Annotated in this window: 20 protein-coding genes; 9 read left to right on the plus strand and 11 right to left on the minus strand. The window is 40.9% G+C overall.

The window, feature by feature from the left end; all coding sequences use genetic code 11:
* Nucleotides 1–25 precede the first annotated feature (25 nt).
* The 9 genes from vgrG to dacB form a co-directional block, all read right to left on the minus strand.
* Entirely contained in the window at nt 26–1771 is a 1746-nt protein-coding gene (vgrG, locus tag SLH46_RS12115; protein WP_320281453.1) for a type VI secretion system tip protein VgrG, read from the minus strand.
* Nucleotides 1764–2468, minus strand: a complete 705-nt coding sequence (locus SLH46_RS12120; RefSeq protein WP_320281454.1) for a CIS tube protein — start codon at nt 2466–2468, stop codon at nt 1764–1766. The genes vgrG and SLH46_RS12120 overlap by 8 nt, the downstream gene beginning before the upstream one ends.
* A gap of 22 nt (nt 2469–2490) precedes the next feature.
* On the minus strand, nt 2491–2652 hold the full coding sequence (locus SLH46_RS12125; RefSeq protein WP_320281455.1) for a DUF5908 family protein: 162 nt from the start codon (nt 2650–2652) through the stop codon (nt 2491–2493).
* A gap of 3 nt (nt 2653–2655) precedes the next feature.
* Nucleotides 2656–3087 carry a phage tail protein gene (locus SLH46_RS12130; protein ID WP_320281456.1) on the minus strand — a complete coding sequence of 144 codons (432 nt, stop codon included), beginning with the start codon at nt 3085–3087 and terminating at the stop codon, nt 2656–2658.
* A gap of 2 nt (nt 3088–3089) precedes the next feature.
* Nucleotides 3090–3524 (minus strand): phage tail protein, encoded by a 435-nt coding sequence (locus SLH46_RS12135; RefSeq protein WP_320281457.1) that lies wholly within the window; start codon nt 3522–3524, stop codon nt 3090–3092.
* A gap of 22 nt (nt 3525–3546) precedes the next feature.
* Nucleotides 3547–4962 (minus strand): phage tail sheath family protein, encoded by a 1416-nt coding sequence (locus tag SLH46_RS12140; protein ID WP_320281458.1) that lies wholly within the window; start codon nt 4960–4962, stop codon nt 3547–3549.
* A gap of 17 nt (nt 4963–4979) precedes the next feature.
* A complete protein-coding gene (locus SLH46_RS12145) occupies nt 4980–5855 on the minus strand; it encodes a hypothetical protein (protein WP_320281459.1) in 876 nt (291 codons plus the stop codon).
* Complete coding sequence (locus SLH46_RS12150) at nt 5852–6448, minus strand: DUF4255 domain-containing protein (RefSeq protein ID WP_320281460.1); 597 nt, start codon at nt 6446–6448, stop codon at nt 5852–5854. Before SLH46_RS12150 ends, SLH46_RS12145 begins: the two co-directional genes overlap by 4 nt.
* A gap of 280 nt (nt 6449–6728) precedes the next feature.
* Nucleotides 6729–8156, minus strand: a complete 1428-nt coding sequence (gene dacB / locus SLH46_RS12155) for a D-alanyl-D-alanine carboxypeptidase/D-alanyl-D-alanine endopeptidase (protein WP_320281461.1) — start codon at nt 8154–8156, stop codon at nt 6729–6731.
* 107 nt (nt 8157–8263) lie between these two features.
* Between dacB and crcB the strand changes: the two genes are divergently transcribed.
* From crcB to SLH46_RS12200, 9 genes are all read left to right on the plus strand, one after another.
* Nucleotides 8264–8644 carry a fluoride efflux transporter CrcB gene (crcB, locus tag SLH46_RS12160; RefSeq protein ID WP_320281462.1) on the plus strand — a complete coding sequence of 127 codons (381 nt, stop codon included), beginning with the start codon at nt 8264–8266 and terminating at the stop codon, nt 8642–8644.
* A gap of 105 nt (nt 8645–8749) precedes the next feature.
* Entirely contained in the window at nt 8750–9118 is a 369-nt protein-coding gene (locus SLH46_RS12165; RefSeq protein WP_320281463.1) for a DUF190 domain-containing protein, read from the plus strand.
* A gap of 301 nt (nt 9119–9419) precedes the next feature.
* Nucleotides 9420–10112, plus strand: coding sequence for an iron-sulfur cluster assembly scaffold protein (locus tag SLH46_RS12170; protein ID WP_297099539.1), 693 nt, complete (start codon nt 9420–9422; stop codon nt 10110–10112).
* 12 nt (nt 10113–10124) lie between these two features.
* Nucleotides 10125–11117 (plus strand): GGGtGRT protein, encoded by a 993-nt coding sequence (locus SLH46_RS12175; protein WP_320281464.1) that lies wholly within the window; start codon nt 10125–10127, stop codon nt 11115–11117.
* Between the two features lie 106 nt (nt 11118–11223).
* Complete coding sequence (locus tag SLH46_RS12180) at nt 11224–11685, plus strand: C-GCAxxG-C-C family protein (RefSeq protein ID WP_320281465.1); 462 nt, start codon at nt 11224–11226, stop codon at nt 11683–11685.
* Nucleotides 11686–12433: 748 nt separating this feature from the next.
* Entirely contained in the window at nt 12434–13732 is a 1299-nt protein-coding gene (gene eno, locus SLH46_RS12185; RefSeq protein WP_320281466.1) for a phosphopyruvate hydratase, read from the plus strand.
* 219 nt (nt 13733–13951) lie between these two features.
* Complete coding sequence (locus SLH46_RS12190) at nt 13952–14428, plus strand: T9SS type A sorting domain-containing protein (RefSeq protein WP_320281467.1); 477 nt, start codon at nt 13952–13954, stop codon at nt 14426–14428.
* Nucleotides 14425–16668 carry a carbohydrate-binding domain-containing protein gene (locus tag SLH46_RS12195; protein WP_320281468.1) on the plus strand — a complete coding sequence of 748 codons (2244 nt, stop codon included), beginning with the start codon at nt 14425–14427 and terminating at the stop codon, nt 16666–16668. Before SLH46_RS12190 ends, SLH46_RS12195 begins: the two co-directional genes overlap by 4 nt.
* 155 nt (nt 16669–16823) lie before the next feature.
* Nucleotides 16824–17018 (plus strand): hypothetical protein, encoded by a 195-nt coding sequence (locus SLH46_RS12200; protein WP_320281469.1) that lies wholly within the window; start codon nt 16824–16826, stop codon nt 17016–17018.
* 54 nt (nt 17019–17072) lie between these two features.
* On the opposite strand, the gene SLH46_RS12205 is transcribed toward SLH46_RS12200, so the two are convergent.
* Both SLH46_RS12205 and SLH46_RS12210 read right to left on the minus strand, forming a co-directional pair.
* Nucleotides 17073–19025 carry a hypothetical protein gene (locus SLH46_RS12205; protein ID WP_320281470.1) on the minus strand — a complete coding sequence of 651 codons (1953 nt, stop codon included), beginning with the start codon at nt 19023–19025 and terminating at the stop codon, nt 17073–17075.
* 89 nt (nt 19026–19114) lie between these two features.
* A complete protein-coding gene (locus SLH46_RS12210; RefSeq protein ID WP_320281471.1) occupies nt 19115–20266 on the minus strand; it encodes a BamA/TamA family outer membrane protein in 1152 nt (383 codons plus the stop codon).
* Between the last annotated feature and the right edge of the window lie 53 nt (nt 20267–20319).

Below are 20319 nucleotides of genomic sequence, written 5' to 3' on the forward strand. Positions count from 1 at the left end.
GTTAATGTTTGTTATATATTACTCGTTAATTTATTTGAACCATTGAGCCTTTAACTACTGTATTGGCACTCGAAGATATCTCTGCTCCTGACACACCTTCAACTTTAAGTTGCATATTTGCTTGCAGTCCGACGTTATTTCCATCGATTTTTACATCACCCTCAGCGTTTATCAAAATATCACCCTGGCTTTCCATCGTAATTCCGTCGCTATCGAGTTTTATCGAATTTGAATTCTCATCTTCCAGTTTAATAGTCCCTTCGTCCTCATCCACCTTTATAATTTTCCCGGCCGGTGTTTCCAATGTCACTGATTTCATATCGTCATCGAAAATGAATTTCATTCCACTTCGGGTAACAAAACCTTTTTCGTGATTATCATCGGAAGCCACAATTGGAGCGGGTTTTGCGCTGCTATTCAGCATTCCAAGAACAATAGGATCATTGGGGCTGCCATTCAGGAAACCAACAATCACTTCGTCGTCAATTTCAGGGCGGAAAAAAGAGCCCCGTTGCTCACCGGCATCCAGTGTGGCAATTCTTGCCCACACACCTTGTTCCTGGTTATTAATCAGCGGCATTCGCACCATAATTCGATCTTCGCCATTCGGGTCGCTCTGAAGCTGGGTTACCTTAGCAATTTGTAGTCCGTTTACCGCAGCCAACAAACCGGAAGCCGGGAGCGGATTTATATCTACAGTCTCGGAAAACCATTTTGGATTTATCCCGAACTGCGCATCGCAAGTCCAGTTTCCTTCGGCAATTTGATGGCGAACTGCAGAGACATAAACTTTCCCGTTAAAACGATTGCCAACGCCGGCCAATTCAATGGTGGTATTGGGTTTCACATCGTGAACACCCTGAAATTTTACTCTACCACGTATTTTTGAAAGCTGATTAAACAAACTTTTTGCATCAGCCCAATCCTGCAAACCGGCATCAGTAATCCCACTACCTTCTCTTAACTCTAATTTGCTTAAACCAATTACCGATGCCAGATCTGCAGGGGAAATATTTCCGCTTGAGTTTATTTCAGGAGTATTTGATTCTATTTCCAGTAGTTCCTGATCGCCGGAATTCCATGCATATGAGTTTACAGAATCAAACTGATTTCTGGCGTCAATTTCTGCATCAAAATCAAGAATGGTTGCCCCGTAAACCAGCGTAAGTTTTTCCGTTTGGCTGTGATCAGGACTTACAACCGATATTTTTCCATCGTCGATTACACAAATTTTTCCGTTGGCCTGGGCACGTGTAACACAAAAATCCCAATCGCTAACATTGTATTGTACCATTTCCGGATGTGCAACATTCGAATCTTCAACTTCTTTGTCGAGCCCGTACACATCAATTATCTGCTCAAGGATTTCACAGTCCGTGCTTTCGTAAAAATATTTTGATTTTCTGCCAACCGTAAGTTTTACTGCCAGATCCCGACATTCAACAATGAGAACCGCTCCGCTCGTTCGAATTTTTAAGTTGTGACGAATAACAATGCCTTTAAAAATGGTTTCGTTTTGCGAATGATAACCGGCTTTTATTTCAATCTCCTTACCCGGAATAAAAAGATCTTCATTACTCAGTTGAAAATCCTGTGATGCCGGATCGCCATCGAGCAATACAATTTTAGCCCACGGAATTCGGTTGATTTCCTTTTCAACGGCAATACTCAACACCTGGTAAACCGAAGACAACTCTTCGCCATCCACCAATATTTTGAATGTCACCAAATCGGTTGATCGGGTTGTAGGTATGACTCTTCTTTCAGGCATTGTTTGTTACTTGTTTTATGGGTGGAAAGAAAATTTTCTGTCCGGTTTCTAATTTTCGGAAATTGGTGATGTTGTTCGCTTTCGCTACTTCGAGATAATATTTTGAATCGCCATAAATCCGGTGCGTCATCAACGGCAAGGTGTCTCCTTCGTTTACGATTCGTACGTGCGTTAAGTCGGGTGATGAATTATTCTCCTGTGCAACGCGTAAATTATCTTCGATTAAGCCTTTAAATTTTGCAGTGGCACTGGCGCGCAAGGGTGTACCGTCGGCTTTAAACATCTTGTAGGTAATATCCAGCTCGGTTAAAACGCCTTTAAACAGCAGCGTTCCCCACGAAATCACCAAGTAATTCGGGCGGTGTTCATCGCCGTTGTAATCGAAAACCACACGCTTAAAAAGCTTTAGGTCGTCATCGATTCCTACTCCCTCATCCACATTCAGCTTATCATCCGAATTACCCGGTGCACCATAATTGATAAGCACTCCGCTACGATCGAAAATAAACTCGAGCTGAAGATCCTCAGGCGGCGTTTTATTGTAACGAGGTGCCGAAGAACTGGTACCCGATCCCTGACGTTGGTTTTGCACCACCTTGTACTTTAAGTTGTACTTCTCGGGATTGAGCAACGACCTGAACTCACCATTTGCTACTTCCGTCCGGAAAGTTTCGTCGGAATATGCTTTTATATGCAATTTTATTAACTCGCCAGGCATATCAACGCTCCTCCTTATTTGATAAAATTTCCAGTACCTGCTCCACACAGGCTTCGATTATTTCATCTCTGCTTTCGCTCACATCAGTACTTTGATCCGAAATCTGAGATTCGTTTTCGCCAACTGCAATTTTTATGTGCAATTCTTTAATTTCGATAGGCATAGGCTACATTACATTAAAATAATTGTAGTTCAATTCCAGTGTTTCAATAACCAGTGTGTTTTGCTCTGCATCAAAATTGCTGACACTCCATTTTACCGGATATGCATGAACCACATTCCAGCTCAATAAAGGTTCATGCTCTTCGTTCAGCAGTTTCACAATCAGGTTGGTTGGTTTAAATTCGAAGTTTTCCACCGCATTTCGAAACCAATTAATCAACTCTGAATCAACCGCCAATCCACGTTTTAACACCAAATTCGGATATTTTGTACGAACCGGAACTTTGTGTTTGAAGCGATTTTCTCCACCCTCAGCAATCTGCTCGGTTTCCACATCAACCGTGAGGCCCGAAACCGACTGGAACTGAAATTCTCCGGGATATTCGTTGAATTCCACTTTAAAATGAAAACCGAGTGGTGGATAATAATCAGCCATATTTATTCATTTTGAACGGTTAATCCTTCGTGTGCTAACTCCATTGTTTCGATAGCCACTTCGTTGCCTTCGGCCTTTAAATCGGTCGATTGAACTTTGGTAGGCCATGCGTTTTTAACTTTCCAAACCACTACCGGAGCGTGTTCTTCATTCAACAAACTTATGGTGATGTCTCTGCGCTCAATTTTATTGAGTTTTACGGTATTCCACCAAGCGAAATATTCGTTGTCTGAAGCAAATGTTCCGCGTTTCAATGTAATATTGCTGTACTTTTGCATACCGGGCATTTTTGTTTTGAAATACTCCGGACTTGCGCCGTGACGGTATTCTACCACTTCGGTTTCAACATCTAATCCTGAAACTTCGGTGAATCCTATTTTTGTTCCACCCCATTCAACCAGAAAATGGAACTTAACCATTGGATATTCTGTTGCCATGATTTTTCTTTTTAGTTGTTAATTACGATTCCTGCATTTTGTGCGAAAACTTCAGGATGATAAATTCTGCCGGACGAACGGCTGCCATTCCAATTTCAACATTCATTCTACCCTCCAGAATATCCTGGGCGGTCATGGTCTGTCCAAGTCCAACTTTTACAAAAAATGCATCTTCGGCTTTTGCTCCGGCCAATGCACCATCGCGCCATTGCAGGGTTAAAAAGTTTTCGATCATCGCTCGAACTTTTACCCAGGTATTCGCATCGTTTGGTTCGAATACAAATTGGGATGTAGCTTTTTTTACCGATTCCTCAACCATGTTGAAAAAGCGGCGAACAGGAATATATTTCCACTCGTTATCGTTGCCAGCAAGTGTGCGTGCCCCCCAAACCAATGTGCCTTTTCCGGCAAAGGTTCTGATTGCATTTATCGATTTACCTGAGGTATCCATGTTCAAACCGTCCTGCTCCAGGTTGGTAACTTTTTTATCCGGACCGACGATACTCATTACTCCAACATTTGCCGGAGCTTTCCAAACACCACGGTTACTATCAACACGGGCATAAATTCCAGCCATTGCACTCGAAGGAGGCAGCGTAACAGTTAGTTTTGCCAGCTCGAGTTTAATCAGATTGTACAACTCGGTATTGGCTGTTACCGTTGAATCGTTAACAGCCAGCGTATCGTAACTCACTGTTCCGCCGGGTGCGCCAGACTCGGTATGCGCAATTGTTACATCGGCTTCATCAAAAGCATACGGAAGAGTGGTTTTTAACCACGGATAATAAGCTGCACCATATTTCAGGTAATCGGTACCCAAACTGATGTTCGTACGCAATGTATCTGCAAACGAAGCAGCCTGGTTAAAGGAATCGATAATCGTAAACCGATCCTGCAAGTCGTGACATTGGGTCATCGCTTCTTCGTACAAATCGTAGAAATTGGTAACAGTTGAAACATTTGTAGCATCAGGAAAAACGATCAATGTTGGTTCGTCCTCTTTTGCAACAAGAGCTAAACCTCCGTTTGAGCCAAGTGTGGCCTTACTAACCGATCCCGAATAGTCGCCAACGGATACAATGTAGCAAGGGCCACCACCATTGGCAAAGTAAAGTTGCATGGAGTAATACATTAGGAAGGGCGATTTTGTTGTGGGATCGGGGACTTGAATAGTTCTGCTCAAATTTCCTGCAGTGTCGTAAACATCGCTGATATTTACGGCAATATTTTCTTCAGGATTTGCACCACCAAATAACTGTTTGTATTCCAACAGCGATGTAATGCGTGTAGGCACATTAAGCAAATCGTCGTCGACCAACCTCTTTGCTTTTTCGGTGTAGCCAATAAAGGCAGGAATGGCGGTCTCAACCTGAGCCACCGATGGCGGGAAAACCGAAATTTCCTCGACATAAACGCCTGGTGTTTTGTACGTTGCCATAATTTTGGATTTAAATTTTACATGTATATTTCTGTATATATTTTAGTTAGAGTTTCATCAGGTTTCATCTGAAGTGTATCGGGATTTGGTAATTCTTTTCCGTCCAGTTTTACTGATACGAAGCCTTTTGCAGTTAGCGGCTTTTCGGTTCGCGTAATAAGCTGGCGGGCATTTCCCTGTTCCTTTTTCACGTTGTCGGCACCTGTTACTACCTGGTCGGATTCGAAAAAATAGCGCCAGGTTGTTTTTCGATTGGGAAAAACAATATTAAAAGTTCGGGATTCATCGCGTAGGTTTCCGTTGGATTTAAGCAGGTGATAACCACCGTTCTCGCCCTTAATACACAGGCGTAAAATACCTGCCAGATTCTTTTTTTCAACGGCAGAAAGCTGCTCGAGTTCGTTGGCGGTACTGCTTGGATTTAAGAGGAACGATTCGCTAACTTCCGAAGTATTATTGTCCTTTTTTATTAAAGGAAATCCAGGATCTTCGGTTGCTAAACGTTTATTCGAAAAGAAAAACAATTGACCGGCATTCAGCATTCCAAGCTGTGTAATTTGAAAGAATGTGTTGTTTGTTGATTTCAGCAAAAAGGTGAGTTCCAGAGTATCTGCTAATGGAATCGAGGGAATATTTGTATCATTCTCTGAAACTTTTACCCAAAGCATTAAACTTTTGCCTGACAGTATAAGATGAAGTTTATGCCCTTGAATTTTGAGGGTAGTTATTGCCGAAGGTACGATAGAAAAGAGATCGGAAAGCTGGTAACCGGCCAATTGTTTTTCCTTTTCAGCATCGTCCATGCTGAAATAGTCGTTCGTTCCTTTGTTCAGGTAATATTTATGGAAAATATTTACTGTTACCAAAGGTTTATATGTTGTTGAAAAGCTCATGAATTTATGTTGTTGAGGGTTCCGTTAATTTGTGTGATTACTTCTGTTGAAGCCTGTTTTTTGCGTCGGTCAACCTGCAACAACTGTACTTTATAAATTACCGCGGGAAGCTGTCGGCCACCGTGTGTTCCCCAAATGTGATTCCACACCTCGAAACCCGGTGTGTACAAATCGACGATAAACTTAAAATCATCGATTTCCTGCATCGATAAATTCGATCGGTTGAAAACGGTATTTTTTGCAGTAAACACCTTTTTCCCCTGGAAATATTCGACTGTTTTTGAGATACTTATTAAGGAATTGGTGTAAGAGTCGCAATTGGCACTCACCATAAAAAACAGGTTAACATTTACTGCCGGGTGGTAATACTCCGTTTTATTGTTGACGACTTTACTTGCCGGTGCATTTTTCAGCGATGATTCCTCCTGAAGGTTGAGTAAAGAGAGTATTACCTTCCCTTCCAGGTTATCAGCTTTGTCGTTTCCTGAATCTATTAAAGCCATGTTTTCCAAAACAACAATTTTTCCCAGTCCGGCTTCGTCCAGGTATATATCAAGTTGTTCTTTAAGAATTTGAAGAGCTTCGTAAATCATAATCACCTTTTCAGTTTCTACACTCGTTAGAAAACATAGTATTTTGCGTCCTTTAAGAAGGAATCCTATACATAAAAAGGGCTATGGTTATTATCTTCTGTATTTGATGAAGCTTTTAGGAACTTCATTCGTTTAATGGTGAATGCAAGTTACGACAATATGGTTTACAAGTCAATACATAATCTAAATCTAAATAACAAAACAGACGGTAAGCACCTATTATTATGACACTTACACCAATTCGATATTTATTTTACGGATGCTTATTAAGAATAAATGACTAATATTCAGTTTTTAGCTGCACAAAAAGTTGCTCAACTTCTTTAATCAAAGCGCTATGCGAACCGCCAAAATTGTTAAACATAAACGAGAACACCAATTTATTTCCTTTGTCTGTGGAAAGATATCCTGAATAACAGCGCACCCGCGTCATCGAACCGCTTTTTGCCTGTAAGGTTGTTCCGGGCAGATTTTCTGTATTAAAACGCTTAAAAGTTCCCTCACCTGCAACAGGTAACGATTCAACAAATGCATCGTTTGATGCCATTCGTGTTAAATAACGGGTAAAGAATGCCGGAGATACCGCATTAAAATGCGACAGTCCGCTACCGTCTTCCATAAAAATGTTTTCCATACTTAATCCCTGCTCTTCCCAATATTCTTTTACCAAATCAATCGCATCATTTCGGTTTCCAAGTCCGTTTTTTTCAACGGCAATCTGTTTCAGAAAATGCTCGGCAAAAAGGTTTACACTTTCATGATTCAGCACTTCTGCAATTTCAGCTAATGTTGGCGAATCTTGTGTATAAATCAACTCTGTCTTTTTGCTTACATTTTTTTCATAGCGTGTTTCACCTTCAACAAAAACGCCTTCGTCCGAGAGATTTTGCAGAAAAGCCTGAGCCAAAACTTCATCAGGATTTGGAATAGATGCTTTTATGGTGAAAGCTTTGCGGTTTCGTGGAATAGTACCACGAATAACTCTGTGCTTGTCAAAAGGACCGCCAAAAACATATGCATTGTCGCTGTTGCTATCAGCAGAAAGTACTTCGTTTTCAATCTGTAATCCATCGATTTTTGGGTAGGTTTGAATCACCTTTGTTAGCTTTCCTTCCTTTTTAGGCGACGAAAATGTTATGCGATACATGTTGTCGAAAACCGTAAACGCATCGGGTCCGGCGCCATAGTAATTTCCAATATCGCCCCACACCCAACTATCCGGAATTCGTTCAGTATCGTAAATGCCGGCATCAAGAATCAGGTTACCTTTTACTTTTATTATACCCGATGCTTTTACCTGTTTTGCCCAGTTTTTCAAAAACTCAAAATAATGATCCTGAAAATATTCTGATCCCAAAGCCGGATCTGCTCCGGCTATCAAAACCAAATCACCATTTAAAACACCATTTTTATCAATCTTTCCGGTGTATGAAATTTGCGTTTTAAAGCGGTAATCAGCACCCAGCATTTGCAATGCAGTTCCGGAAGTGATCATTTTCATGGTAGAAGCCGGAGCCAATAGTTTTTCAGGATTCAGACTAAAAACAGGTTCGCCGGAATTTAGCTCGAGTACATTTATTCCAACCAAAGCATTTTTGTAATTTTCCTGCTGAAGCAGTTTTTCAACTGCCGATTTAAAACTGTTTTGAGCAAGAATTTGCCCACAAAAAACCAAAAGGAAAAGTAGAGAAAAGTATCGTACCTGCATTTTTATTAATTTTGAAAGCCTAAAAATAACAGATTGTTTGAGTTGACTAAACAAAATGAATTTAATTTGTATGACAAATTCGAACAATTAATATCAAAAACAATAAAATGCTGCGAACAATATTAATAGTTGGCACCGGAGGTTTTATCGGAAGTGTTTTGCGCTACCTGGTTCAGCTATTTGTGGAAAAAGGAATGAGCACCACTTTTCCGTGGGGAACTTTTGTAGCCAACATGGCCGGAAGTTTTATTATTGGTATGGTGTTCGCCCTTGCGCAAAAAGGTAACCTGCTAAATGCTGAGTGGCGTATGTTTTTAGCCGTAGGTTTTTGTGGAGGTTTTACAACCTTTTCGTCGTTTGCCTACAACAACCTCACCATGTTAAAGGAACAAGCCTACGGACAATTTATATTAAATGTCGGAGGTAGTTTATTCTTCGGATTATTGGCTGTTTACCTCGGAATGATTCTCGTTCGCCTTATTTGGTAAGATTATCCAACCAATTTTCCCATTTAGTTTCAAGCCGTTACTTGAAACCAATTCCCCCATTTTTCTGTAAAACCCTGTAGTGTAAAACCTAAAATTGACAGCGCTATGAAAACTTCAGAAAAAACAGGGATCCTGAAAATCTACATCGGAGAATCGGATAAAATAAATGGGCGGGTGTTGTTTGAAGAAATTGTATTTGAAGCACGAAATGCCGGTTTGGCCGGAGCCACAGTTTACAAAGGAGTAATGTCGTTTGGCGCCAGCCACAGTATACACACCATGAAAATATTTGCCTTGTCGAGTGATTTGCCGGTAACAATTGAAATTATCGACAACATCGACAAGCTCGATCAATTTGTAGAAAAGCTAAATAAAATTTTGGACGAAAGCCAAAGAGGTGGTATAGTCACTTTCCAGGAACTGGATGTTGTTCGCTACGAAAAAGGCTTAAAATACCGCGAAGAATATCATTAATTTGTGATGCTCTCCCCCTTCATCATTTTTCTCATCAACAGCAACAGTTTCTACCATAAAATTCATTGTTGCTAATCCAAAGAAACTCAAACAATTAATTAGCAATTCAAGACCTTTTAATCCTTTACTATCAATACTTTAACTAAACGTTAATAAACAAAATGTAGCCTCCTATATACATTTTCAGTGGGTACGGTAGAACAATAATTTAATATTTTCACGCGGCAGTTAAAACAGACCAAAAAGCTCGAAAAAAAGAGTCTTTTTAACTGTTTCAGCAAAAAACCGAAAATATATAAATATGAGTTTTACACACGAAGTTGAAGGTATGGTTTGCGTTGCTAAAGGAGCAAATCATGGCCCGGCTCCAATTCCACAGGAAGGAAGTTGGACTAAAGCCAAAGAAGTTACAGACATTTCGGGTTTAACCCACGGTGTTGGTTGGTGTGCGCCACAGCAAGGTGCATGTAAATTAACATTGAATGTTAAAGAAGGAATTATTGAAGAAGCGTTGATTGAAACTATCGGTTGTACCGGTATGACTCACTCAGCAGCAATGGCTTCAGAAATTCTTCCCGGAAAAACAATCCTTGAAGCATTGAATACCGACCTTGTTTGTGATGCTATTAACACTGCAATGCGCGAGTTATTCCTTCAGATCGTTTACGGTCGTTCGCAAACTGCTTTCTCTGAAGGTGGTCTGCCAATTGGTGCAGGTCTTGAAGATTTAGGTAAAGGTTTGCGTGGTGTTACCGGTACATTGTACGGAACATCGGCAAAAGGACCTCGTTACCTTGAAGTTGCCGAAGGTTATGTTTCTAAAATCGGTTTAGATGCCGATAACGAAATTATCGGTTACGAGTTTGTTCAGCTTGGAAGAATGATGGACATGATTAAGTCGGGTAAAGATGCTAACGAAGCATTGAAAGAAGCTACCGGAACTTACGGACGTTTCGCCGATGCAGTAAAAACCATTGACCCACGTAAAGAATAGGAGGAAAGAATTATGCCATTATTTGAAAGTTACGATAGAAGGATTAAACAGATTGAAGCTGTTTTAAATTCATACGGAATTGCTTCGGTAGAGGAAGCAAAACAAATTTGCGACGATAAAGGTGTTGACGTATATAACGTTGTAAAAGATACGCAGCCTATCGCATTCGAAAATGCAATGTGGGCTTACATTGTAGGTGCTGCAATTGCCATTAAAAAAGGCCAGACTGAAGCTTCTGAAATTGCTGCAACTTTAGGCGAAGGTTTACAGGCTTTCTGTATTCCGGGATCGGTTGCTGACGACAGAAAAGTAGGTATCGGTCACGGTAACCTGGCTGCGATGTTGTTACGCGAAGAAACTAAATGTTTCGCGTTGTTAGCAGGTCACGAATCATTCGCTGCTGCTGAAGGTGCAATTAAAATTGCCAACTTCGCTAACCGCGTTCGTAAAGAGCCTTTACGTGTAATCCTTAACGGATTAGGAAAAGACGCTGCAAAAATTATCTCACGTATCAATGGTTTTACTTACGTTCAAACTAAATTCGATTACGCTACAGGCGAAGTTGTTGAAGTTAGCCGTAAGAAATACTCTGAAGGAACTCGTGGTGATGTAAACTGCTACGGTGCCGACGATGTACGCGAAGGTGTTGCTATCCTTCATAAAGAAGGTGTTGATGTATCGATTACAGGTAACTCAACTAACCCAACTCGTTTCCAGCACCCTGTTGCAGGTACGTACAAGAAAGAGTGTTTAGAGCAAGGTAAAAAATACTTCTCTGTTGCTTCTGGTGGTGGTACTGGTCGTACGCTTCACCCAGATAACATGGCTGCCGGTCCTGCTTCTTACGGTATGACTGACACGATGGGACGTATGCACTCTGACGCTCAGTTTGCCGGTTCTTCTTCAGTTCCTGCTCACGTTGAGATGATGGGATTGATCGGAATGGGTAACAACCCAATGGTTGGTGCTTCTGTTGCTGTTGCAGTAGCAGTTTCGCAAGCTTAATTCAGATACAATTCGCAACAATTTGTTGTGAAAAAGATATAGTTAAAGGCACAAAGTTGAGGAGAAATCCATAGCTTTGTGCCTTTCTTTTTAATCATATGTGCAAATGACAACAAATATTACAAAAGAATTTATCATTGAAGAAGCACTAAAACATTTCGATGAAGGTTATGCCTGCTCGCAGTCGGTATTGCTTGCATTTGCAGATCATTTTAAATTAGACAAAACCATGGCCAAGCGCATTTCAGCTACTTTTGGAGGTGGCATGGGACGTTTACGCGAAACTTGTGGAGCGGTTACCGGTGGTTTTATGGTTATGGGACTGGCATTCGGTAACGAAGAACCGAAAGACATGGAAACGAAGCTGAACAGCTACAAAAAAGTTCGGAAATTAAATACATTGGTTGAAGATATTCACGGAACTACAAACTGCCGCCAGCTTTTAATTAAACATGCTACCGAAGCGGAGGTACAAGACCGCAAACACCACAAAATTATTTGCCGGAAAGTTGTTGGAGATGCCACTGCACTGGTTTATGATATTCTGAAAGAAAACAACGAAATATAGCACCTAATTCCTCCTTTTTTAGGTCATACTGTGTGTGTTTTGCAGATGAATTCAAGCACATAAGTATAAGAAACTAACTTTTCAGATTTTACTCTTTGGCTTAGCCCAAAGAGTAGACAGAAAACCCAAGGCTGCGCCCGCTTCCCACGGAAAAGATACGCGCTGCCAGTTAAAATTCCTGAAACTCGTCGTACCTCCTCAAACATCAGTAATTTTTTAACGCCGTCACCTCTTGTTTTCGGCTCACCGGACGAGGCCAAACTTTGATCTAGCTTACGTTACATCAGTGAACTGCCTCTTTTGAGCTTTGCCCGGAGTCGAAATAAAACCTTAGAGAGAGCGGGAAGCTCCGAGTGAGCGAGGAGATCACCCGTCCGAACTTGGGTTTATGAAGACGGAGGATGAAGCTCAAAAGCAGCCTTGATCTTTTTGCTTCGTTTTTGCATCAAGGCAAAAATGACGGCCTCCGGCAGGAAATAATTGCAATAGAATTTTATTCAATAATATTTACTCAAACGATTTTTACGATAATTCGTCGAGCCCTCCAAGTTCTTAAACTGAACCAAAGTCACGATTTACACTAACGTATTTTATTGTAAACCAAATTAATGATCTTAAATTCATATAAAAAGGAGTTAACTATGCATTAATCTTCGTAATTTCGTGAAACAATTTAAGCGTCCCGACGTTTACCTTGCAGAAATTGCACTAGCAATCTAGAAAAGTTAAATAATAAAAACTACTTACAATGTTAATTAGCGACGTAAAAGCAAGAGAGATTATCGATTCTCGTGGTAACCCAACTGTTGAAGTTGATGTAACACTCGAAAGTGGTGCATTTGGCCGTGCAGCTGTTCCATCTGGAGCATCAACCGGCGAAAACGAAGCACTTGAATTACGTGATGGCGACAAAAGCCGTTACTTAGGAAAAGGTTGTTTAAAAGCCGTAGCAAACGTTAACGACGTTATTGCAAAAGAAATTATTGGTATGGATGCTACCGACCAGGTGGCTATCGATAGCAAACTACTGGAACTTGACGGTACAAAAACAAAATCTAACTTAGGTGCAAACGCTATGTTAGGTGTTTCGTTGGCTGTTGCAAAAGCAGCTGCCGAGTACTCTGAGCTTCCATTATACAAATACATCGGAGGAACTAACGCAAAAACATTGCCTGTTCCGATGATGAACATCATTAACGGTGGTTCGCACTCTGATGCAACTATCGCTTTCCAGGAATTTATGATCCGCCCTATTGGTGCTCCTACTTTCCGTGAAGGTTTGCGTATGGGTGCTGAAGTTTTCCACGCTTTGAAAAAAGTATTGGCTGCTAAAAACCTTTCAACTGCAGTTGGCGACGAAGGTGGTTTTGCTCCAATGTTAGGTGGTACTGAAGAAGCTATCGAATCGATTCTTACTGCAATTAAAAACGCCGGTTACAAACCGGGTCGTGCAGAAGAAGGTGGTGATGTTTCTATCGCTATGGACTGTGCTTCATCAGAGTTCTACAAAGATGGTGTTTACGATTACAGTATTTTTGAGCCAAACGGTGTAAAACGTACTTCGGAAGAGCAAGCTGCATACCTGGCAGAATTGATTGCAAAATATCCTATCGATTCAATTGAAGACGGTATGGACGAAGGCGACTGGGACGGATGGGTAAAACTGAACGCTGCAATTGGCGACAAATGTCAATTGGTTGGCGACGACCTTTTCGTAACAAACGTTGAGTACCTGCAAAAAGGTATCGAATTGGGTGCTGCTAACTCAATCCTTATCAAAGTAAACCAAATTGGTACCTTAACTGAAACATTAGACGCAATTGAAATGGCACACCGTGCAGGTTATACTTCAGTAACTTCTCACCGTTCGGGTGAAACTGAAGATTCAACAATTGCCGACATTGCAGTTGCTACCAACTCTGGTCAGATTAAAACAGGTTCTATGAGCCGTTCAGACCGTATGGCAAAATACAACCAACTACTTCGTATCGAAGAAGAATTGGGTGCAAGCGCTATTTACGGATACAAAAAAATCTACAAGAAGTAAATGGGATTTGCGGTTTTTAACCGCATAAGAACCGGAGGTTACAAACCTCCGAACCCAAAAGATATGAAACCGTCTTTCGTTTGAGAGACGGTTTTTTTATGCCATTCCGGAAAATTCTTTCCCAACATCTTCCAGTAAAACACCTGTAAAAAATTAGGGAAATATCCTTCTTAAATGTATTATTTCTGAGATAAGTGAAAACTTTAAATAATTACTCAGATGACAAAACTTAAACATCTATTAATTGTGGGATTTTTATGCCTGATTTCTTTTGGCTCCTTCTCACAGTCCATCAATTTATTGACCACAGATGGACAGAATTACAATTTCGAATCCATAAATAAAATTGTCTTCAGCAGAGACAATATTGTATTTGAGAACGGCGACGGAACAGACAATTATTACAGTATTTTCTTAACCAAGAAGATGTATTTCGATCAGACCGTTACTTCCGTTTCGACGATTGAATATCAAACAGAATTTTCTGTTTATCCGAACCCGACATCTTCAACATTAACCATTTCCCGACCTGAAACTTCCGAAAGTGAGATAGCACTTATATACACGATCACGGGAACTGTAAAAAAACAAATTCAGTTGTACGAACAAGAAAATTTAGTGGATGTGAGCGAACTGACACCCGGAATATATTTCATTTCAATTGACAGTGAAATCCTTAAATTCATCAAACAATGAGAAAGATTTATATAATCCTACTGATTATACTAACTGCCCCTTCCCTTTTTGCCCAGCAATACATCAACTTCCATGTTGATGGATCGACCGATACTTACCAAATCTACGAATCGGACAGCATCTTTTTCGATGCTTCCTATTCAATTCTTTATTTCTCAAATTACGGAACGGTTCTGGAATATAATGTTTCATCCATCGATAGTATTACGTATACGACCGACGCTTCTAAAAATGTGTACATCGACTATTCTGAATCCAATGTCACTGTCACAAATCCACTCTCATCAAACGGTGTTACAGTTGAAACCGATGGTGCAAATGTTACCATTACCACGGAAGCCGATACAAAAGATATCAATTATATCTGCTCGGGAAATACCACCAACGGAAGTCTGAAAATATATTCCGAAAAACGTTTCAACCTCCTGTTAAACGGACTTGAAATTACTAATCCGGTTGGCCCGGCCATCAATATTCAATCAGAAAAGAAAGCAACAATCCATATGGTTAGCGGTACTGATAATTGGCTGACTGACGGAACAACCTACGACGAAGCGCCCGTTGTAAACGGTGAAGAAGAAGACCAGAAAGCGACTTTATTCAGCGAAGGCCAGCTTGTTTTTATTGGCGGCGGAAATCTCACCATAAATAGCTATGGCGACGATCAGCATGCCATTCGGTCGGATGAAGGAATTGAAGTGGAAGAAGGCGTTATCACAATTGCCAGTGCTGTAAAAGACGGCATTCATGCTTCTGAAGGATTTATTATGAATGGAGGAACTGTTAACATCACTTCGGATGGAGACGGCATTGACGGAGATGAATACAATATTGAAATAAACGGTGGAACGATCGTAATCAACAGCGAATCAGCAGATGTTAAAGGAATTGCCTGCGACAGCACCATGACCATTAACGGAGGAAATATTACTTTGAATATTTCGGGCGATCAATCGAAAGGATTAAAAAGCAAACAGGATATTTATTTGAACGGAGGAACGATTAGCGGAACAGCTGCCGGCGATGTGGTGCTTGAAGCGGAAGGTTCAGGATACGATCCGTCGTATTGTACAATGATTAAATGCGACGAAAACCTTGATATTGATGGAGCTAATCTCGATTTTACAACTACCGGAAAAGCATCTCGTGGAATTTCCTGCGACGGAGATATGACGATTAACAGTGGTACGGTTACGATCGTTTCGAGCGGAAGCGGGAGTACTTACACCAACTCCATCGGCGAAAAAGATGCCTACCACGGTGTCTGTTTTAAGGTTGATGGAGACTTAACTTTTATCAGCGGAACCATTACTCTATCCAATTCAGGAAGCGGAGGAAAAGGAATTTCATGCGATGGGAATATCATTATCGGCGACGGAACAACTGTGCCAGTAGCCAGTTTAACCACTACGGGCAGCGAGATAAGTATTTCTACGAGTGGCTGGGGCCCCAACAGCAGCACTGATGCGGTTGAGTCGAAAACCATGAAAGCCGATCAGTCGATTACGATTAACAGCGGAGAACTTACTATTTCATCAGCCGACGACGGTATAAAAGCGGAAGGAACAATTACCATTAACGACGGTACGATTTCAATTACAAAATCATATGAGGGCCTTGAAGCACCTAATATTAAAATTAAAGGCGGATCGTTGGAAACCATTTCTTCCGACGATTGTATAAACGCAACCTATGGCAACGGAGGAGAAAGCAACGACGGAAGTATGTTAACCATTAGCGGCGGTTACACTTTCCTGAGTTCTACCGGTGGTGATCCTTTAGATAGTAACGGAAATATTACGATTAGCGGAGGGACTGTGGTAATTCAAGGGCCGCAATCGAATGTTGAAGTGGGATTAGACGTAAATGGAACAGCATTGGTAAACGGTGGTTTTGTAGTGATTTCCGGAATGAATTCGAATATGGCTGAAAGCTTTAGCTCCAGCTCTTCACAAAACTTCCTGACCGTAACTTCGCAACAAACAATCAGTTCCGGCACTATAATCCACCTGGAAAAAAACGACGGTACCGAATTATTTACATTCAAACCATCGAGAAGTTATTCGTTCCTGATTTTCTCATCTTCCGACCTGGCCTCGGGATCAACATACAAATTGTACACCGGAGGTTCATATTCCGGAACTTTGGAAAACGGTTTATATACCGACGGAACTTATTCAGCCGGTACGCTGAAAAAGACATTTACCATTTCGCAAAAATCAACAACACTAAATTTCTGATTAATAAGAAATTAAAAGGTAACAATATTTGTAAACCGTTTCATCGAATGATGGAGCGGTTTTTTATGCTTAAAATCTTAGTGTAAAATTTCACGATTAATTGAACAAACCGCCGAGCCTACTTGCTTTATATAAAGGAATTAAACATACTATCTATGATAAAGAAATCGGTCATATTCAATTTTCTCCTTTACGTATCAATTGTGGCTACAGCACAGGTACCAAGCGGACTTCCCAGTGGAAAACCTGATCCACTGGAATTGACGCTGCCCAACATCATTTTCTTTATCGTAATTCCGGTTTTAATTATAATCCTATACATTATCAGAAGACGCAACAGGAGAAAGTAATTTTAACTGCAACAAACTTCCGGTTTAGTTCTTTATAAACCACCCAAAATACATTTAAAACATGCGGGCAGGATTAACAGCTTCGGGTTTAAGCGAGGTAAAATCTTTAAACACTTTAATGTCCTTGAAAACAATCGTAAAAACAAAACGTGGTTCCTGTTCCAACCGGTTTGGGAAATAACCCAGTTGCAGGTGCATAGCAGGGAAAATAAGACTCTCGTTTTTTGTGCTGGCCCAGATACCAATTTGCGAATATCGGTCAATTTCTTTTTTTGCTGCATTTGACTTTCCTAACCATCCTATATTGAAATATGGATTAAACGAAAACCGAAATCCCCAAATCTGATAACTGGAATAAAAAACCGGCCGGTAATACAACGACAAGTTCGAATAGTTTTTATACCCGGTTAAGTATTCGTTTGCAAATGTGCGGGTTGAATAGTAAGGAATAAAATATCGAGGATTGCGCACAGTACTTAACTTCAGTTCGAAGATATTTCGGATTTCGTAATCGCCCAGTTTCCCCAGCGGACTTAAATAATCGAAACGCAAACCTGCCAGGCCATCTTCCAGCTTCGAGTCATTTAAATATCCACCGGCTTCGGTGTATGCCGAAAAAATACCCGCATTGTTAAAATACAACGAATAATTGGCGCGTAACCCGGCGTATAAACGATCGTAATAACTTGTTTCTTCCCATCCTGCTGTTGTGTTTAAATTGTACCCGATCGGCACATCTTCAACCGTGCCATATTGTAACAGCCGACTGGTTTTTATATACGAAACGCGTTGCAACGAAAGACCGGCAAGATAAAGCTCCCGGTTATGAAACTGGTAGTTTGTCGATTCATCAATAAGCGGTTGATTTTTATACTGAAATGAAGCGTAGCGCATAGCAAAATTCAGAAACGACCGGGTAATATCCGAATGAAAAAAGAAAGAGTGTCCCAGCCACAAATCAAAATAAGTTAAATGATACCGGCTGTTATCATTTTGCAGCGAATCGGTCGAAAACGGGTGTTCAGATACTTTTTCGCGTAGTCGCTGGTAAATGACTTCACCCCCGTTTTTGGTGTGTGTGGTTAAAAACGGTTTCTCAAACTGAATCATAAAATTCTCCCTGTCAACACCATCCTGATAACGAATTTCGCTATCGAAAAAGGTGCCCCACATATTATTTATAGCATAGTAAGCTCCATAACCGAACTTCTCTTCGGTGTCGCCGTCAAACTCGCCAATAATACCAATACTATGCCCCAGACCTCCAAAATTTCGCGAATAAGGTTCCACTTCAAAAGCATTGTAATCATTCACGTCGCCACCAACTCCAATCGGGTAGCGGTCTTTCACCATTACCGTAACATTTACCGAATCGGATGAATTTTCAAGTGGTGTAATTTTTATAAACGCATCCTCTATATACGAGAGTTCACGGAAAAGACGCTCGTTATCCGAAAAAATACGGGCATTTACTTTGTCGTTCTCCTTAAAATGAAGATTCTTACGAATCACCCGTTCGCGCGTCGGGCTGTAAGTTTTATTCAGAAAACGGCCAAATCCGGAGATGTTAACGTTAGTTGTATCAAAAAGATTGCCGTCGAGTACCGGCACCCGCTCGATGGTAATTTCTTTTATGATCCGATTTTTATAAAAAGCAAAATACTGATCGGACGGATTAAAATCTTTGGGAAGTTGTTCGTCTTTACTTCTTATCGATCCCATCAACAGGCTTCCATAGCGACTGTTCAGGCGTTTCACCGATTCTATTTTATCAGGATGTTTTTCGTAGTACGACGGCTTTCGAACCAGAAAATTTTTGATAATATCGTACTCCGTTCCCTCGTTGAGAATCACCACTGAGTCGTCAACGCCATAGTAAATCGTGTCTTTCAGCATCAACAACTGATCGAAACGAATAGAAATGGTATCGTTTTTTTGGGCATTTGAAACGAAAGCCCAGCCAACCATTCCCACAAGAAATAAAATGTATCGAAAGCGTTTTGGCATTAAAAAAGTGCTGTACAACTTGGTAAATAAATCTACCTAAAGATAAGAATTTAAGGACGACGCAGCCAAGAAGAAAATACCAAAATGATTTAAAAAGCCTCAACAAAATTGAAATAAACACCCTTTGAATCGCGGCCTACGCCAAAATCAACACATACGTTCATCCGAGGTTGCAATTCCAGCCGGTATCCCACTCCTCCGTTTGGCACCCATTTCGTTAATCCAACCACATCAGGAGCAATACTTCCGGCACCAAGCCATATTACCATACCACTTTTACTTAAACGGCCATTGTTTTTTTGAAAAGTGTAGCGCCATTCGCCAAGCAGAAAAGCAGTAGTATTATCGCGGTAATGCCCTAACAAATAACCACGCAGGTTTTTCCCTCCTGAGAAATCTGACAACTCGGTTATTGGCACATCTCCATAAGTACTTCGGGTAAACCAGCGAAACGCCAGCACATTTCCCGGACGCGTTAAAGTTTTATAAAAACGTGCGTCTAAAGTATATTCCTGGTAATCGTACTTACTTCCCCATAAATTATCGTAAAACATTGCTGCTAAATTGACATAAACACCGCGCCAGGCATTTACAACAATATCGCGTGTATCGTAAGCAAACTGCCCCCCAATTCCGTTCAGAAAATAGGTGTCGGCAAACTGTGATCGATACGGATCATCTTCAACCGGTTTTGCAAAACTTTTCGTAACAACGTATGCCGGTTTAAAGCTAACTCCAATAAATACTGACGGTTTTATCTTGTAAATGAGATCGATATCAAGCGATGAATTGGTTTCGTGATACAATGTTGTTGTATCCGATTGGTGGGTAGCTTCAATCTGATCAAATCCCTTTCCATAGTAATTGTTGTCTTTGTCGCGGATTACGAGACTGGCATCAAAACGAAACTTGTCCTCCATCCAGAAAGTTTTTAAATGCGCCTGAATCCCAAAATTTCCTTTGGTACTGTAAAAGATGGTAGCAGGAAGCGATGATCGTTGCGAAATACTATCATTTTTGTTTGCCCGGAACGAGTATAACATTCCTCCCGAAATGAGCAGGCCGGCATCGGCTGTGTAGGCAGGTGCAAACATCGGCGACAACCAGGGTTCTCCTGCTTTTATAACGGCTTCTTTACGTGCGTTGCGCTCGTTCCAAACTTCCTTGAATTTGCCTTGGGCATTTGAAGTACCGCAGCTGAGGAGCAGGAGAAAAAGAAGTATAATTGGTGCTGATTTCAAAAGTCGGGCGTATTTTGATTTAATCAAATATACGACTTTACTGCTGTTAAAAT

Source organism: Draconibacterium sp. IB214405 (assembly GCF_033963885.1).
In the GTDB taxonomy this organism is placed as follows: domain Bacteria; phylum Bacteroidota; class Bacteroidia; order Bacteroidales; family Prolixibacteraceae; genus Draconibacterium.

Excerpts from the sequence above, each read along its gene's own strand:
- vgrG (WP_320281453.1), bottom strand. The coding sequence starts at position 1,771 with ATGCCTGAAAGAAGAGTCATACCTACAACCCGATCAACCGATTTGGTG.
- SLH46_RS12125 (WP_320281455.1), bottom strand. The coding sequence starts at position 2,652 with ATGCCTATCGAAATTAAAGAATTGCACATAAAAATTGCAGTTGGCGAA.
- SLH46_RS12130 (WP_320281456.1), bottom strand. The coding sequence starts at position 3,087 with ATGGCTGATTATTATCCACCACTCGGTTTTCATTTTAAAGTGGAATTC.
- SLH46_RS12135 (WP_320281457.1), bottom strand. The coding sequence starts at position 3,524 with ATGGCAACAGAATATCCAATGGTTAAGTTCCATTTTCTGGTTGAATGG.
- SLH46_RS12140 (WP_320281458.1), bottom strand. The coding sequence starts at position 4,962 with ATGGCAACGTACAAAACACCAGGCGTTTATGTCGAGGAAATTTCGGTT.
- SLH46_RS12145 (WP_320281459.1), bottom strand. The coding sequence starts at position 5,855 with ATGAGCTTTTCAACAACATATAAACCTTTGGTAACAGTAAATATTTTC.
- SLH46_RS12150 (WP_320281460.1), bottom strand. The coding sequence starts at position 6,448 with ATGATTTACGAAGCTCTTCAAATTCTTAAAGAACAACTTGATATATAC.
- dacB (WP_320281461.1), bottom strand. The coding sequence starts at position 8,156 with ATGCAGGTACGATACTTTTCTCTACTTTTCCTTTTGGTTTTTTGTGGG.
- crcB (WP_320281462.1), top strand. The coding sequence starts at position 8,264 with ATGCTGCGAACAATATTAATAGTTGGCACCGGAGGTTTTATCGGAAGT.
- SLH46_RS12165 (WP_320281463.1), top strand. The coding sequence starts at position 8,750 with ATGAAAACTTCAGAAAAAACAGGGATCCTGAAAATCTACATCGGAGAA.
- SLH46_RS12170 (WP_297099539.1), top strand. The coding sequence starts at position 9,420 with ATGAGTTTTACACACGAAGTTGAAGGTATGGTTTGCGTTGCTAAAGGA.
- SLH46_RS12175 (WP_320281464.1), top strand. The coding sequence starts at position 10,125 with ATGCCATTATTTGAAAGTTACGATAGAAGGATTAAACAGATTGAAGCT.
- SLH46_RS12180 (WP_320281465.1), top strand. The coding sequence starts at position 11,224 with ATGACAACAAATATTACAAAAGAATTTATCATTGAAGAAGCACTAAAA.
- eno (WP_320281466.1), top strand. The coding sequence starts at position 12,434 with ATGTTAATTAGCGACGTAAAAGCAAGAGAGATTATCGATTCTCGTGGT.
- SLH46_RS12190 (WP_320281467.1), top strand. The coding sequence starts at position 13,952 with ATGACAAAACTTAAACATCTATTAATTGTGGGATTTTTATGCCTGATT.
- SLH46_RS12195 (WP_320281468.1), top strand. The coding sequence starts at position 14,425 with ATGAGAAAGATTTATATAATCCTACTGATTATACTAACTGCCCCTTCC.
- SLH46_RS12200 (WP_320281469.1), top strand. The coding sequence starts at position 16,824 with ATGATAAAGAAATCGGTCATATTCAATTTTCTCCTTTACGTATCAATT.
- SLH46_RS12205 (WP_320281470.1), bottom strand. The coding sequence starts at position 19,025 with ATGCCAAAACGCTTTCGATACATTTTATTTCTTGTGGGAATGGTTGGC.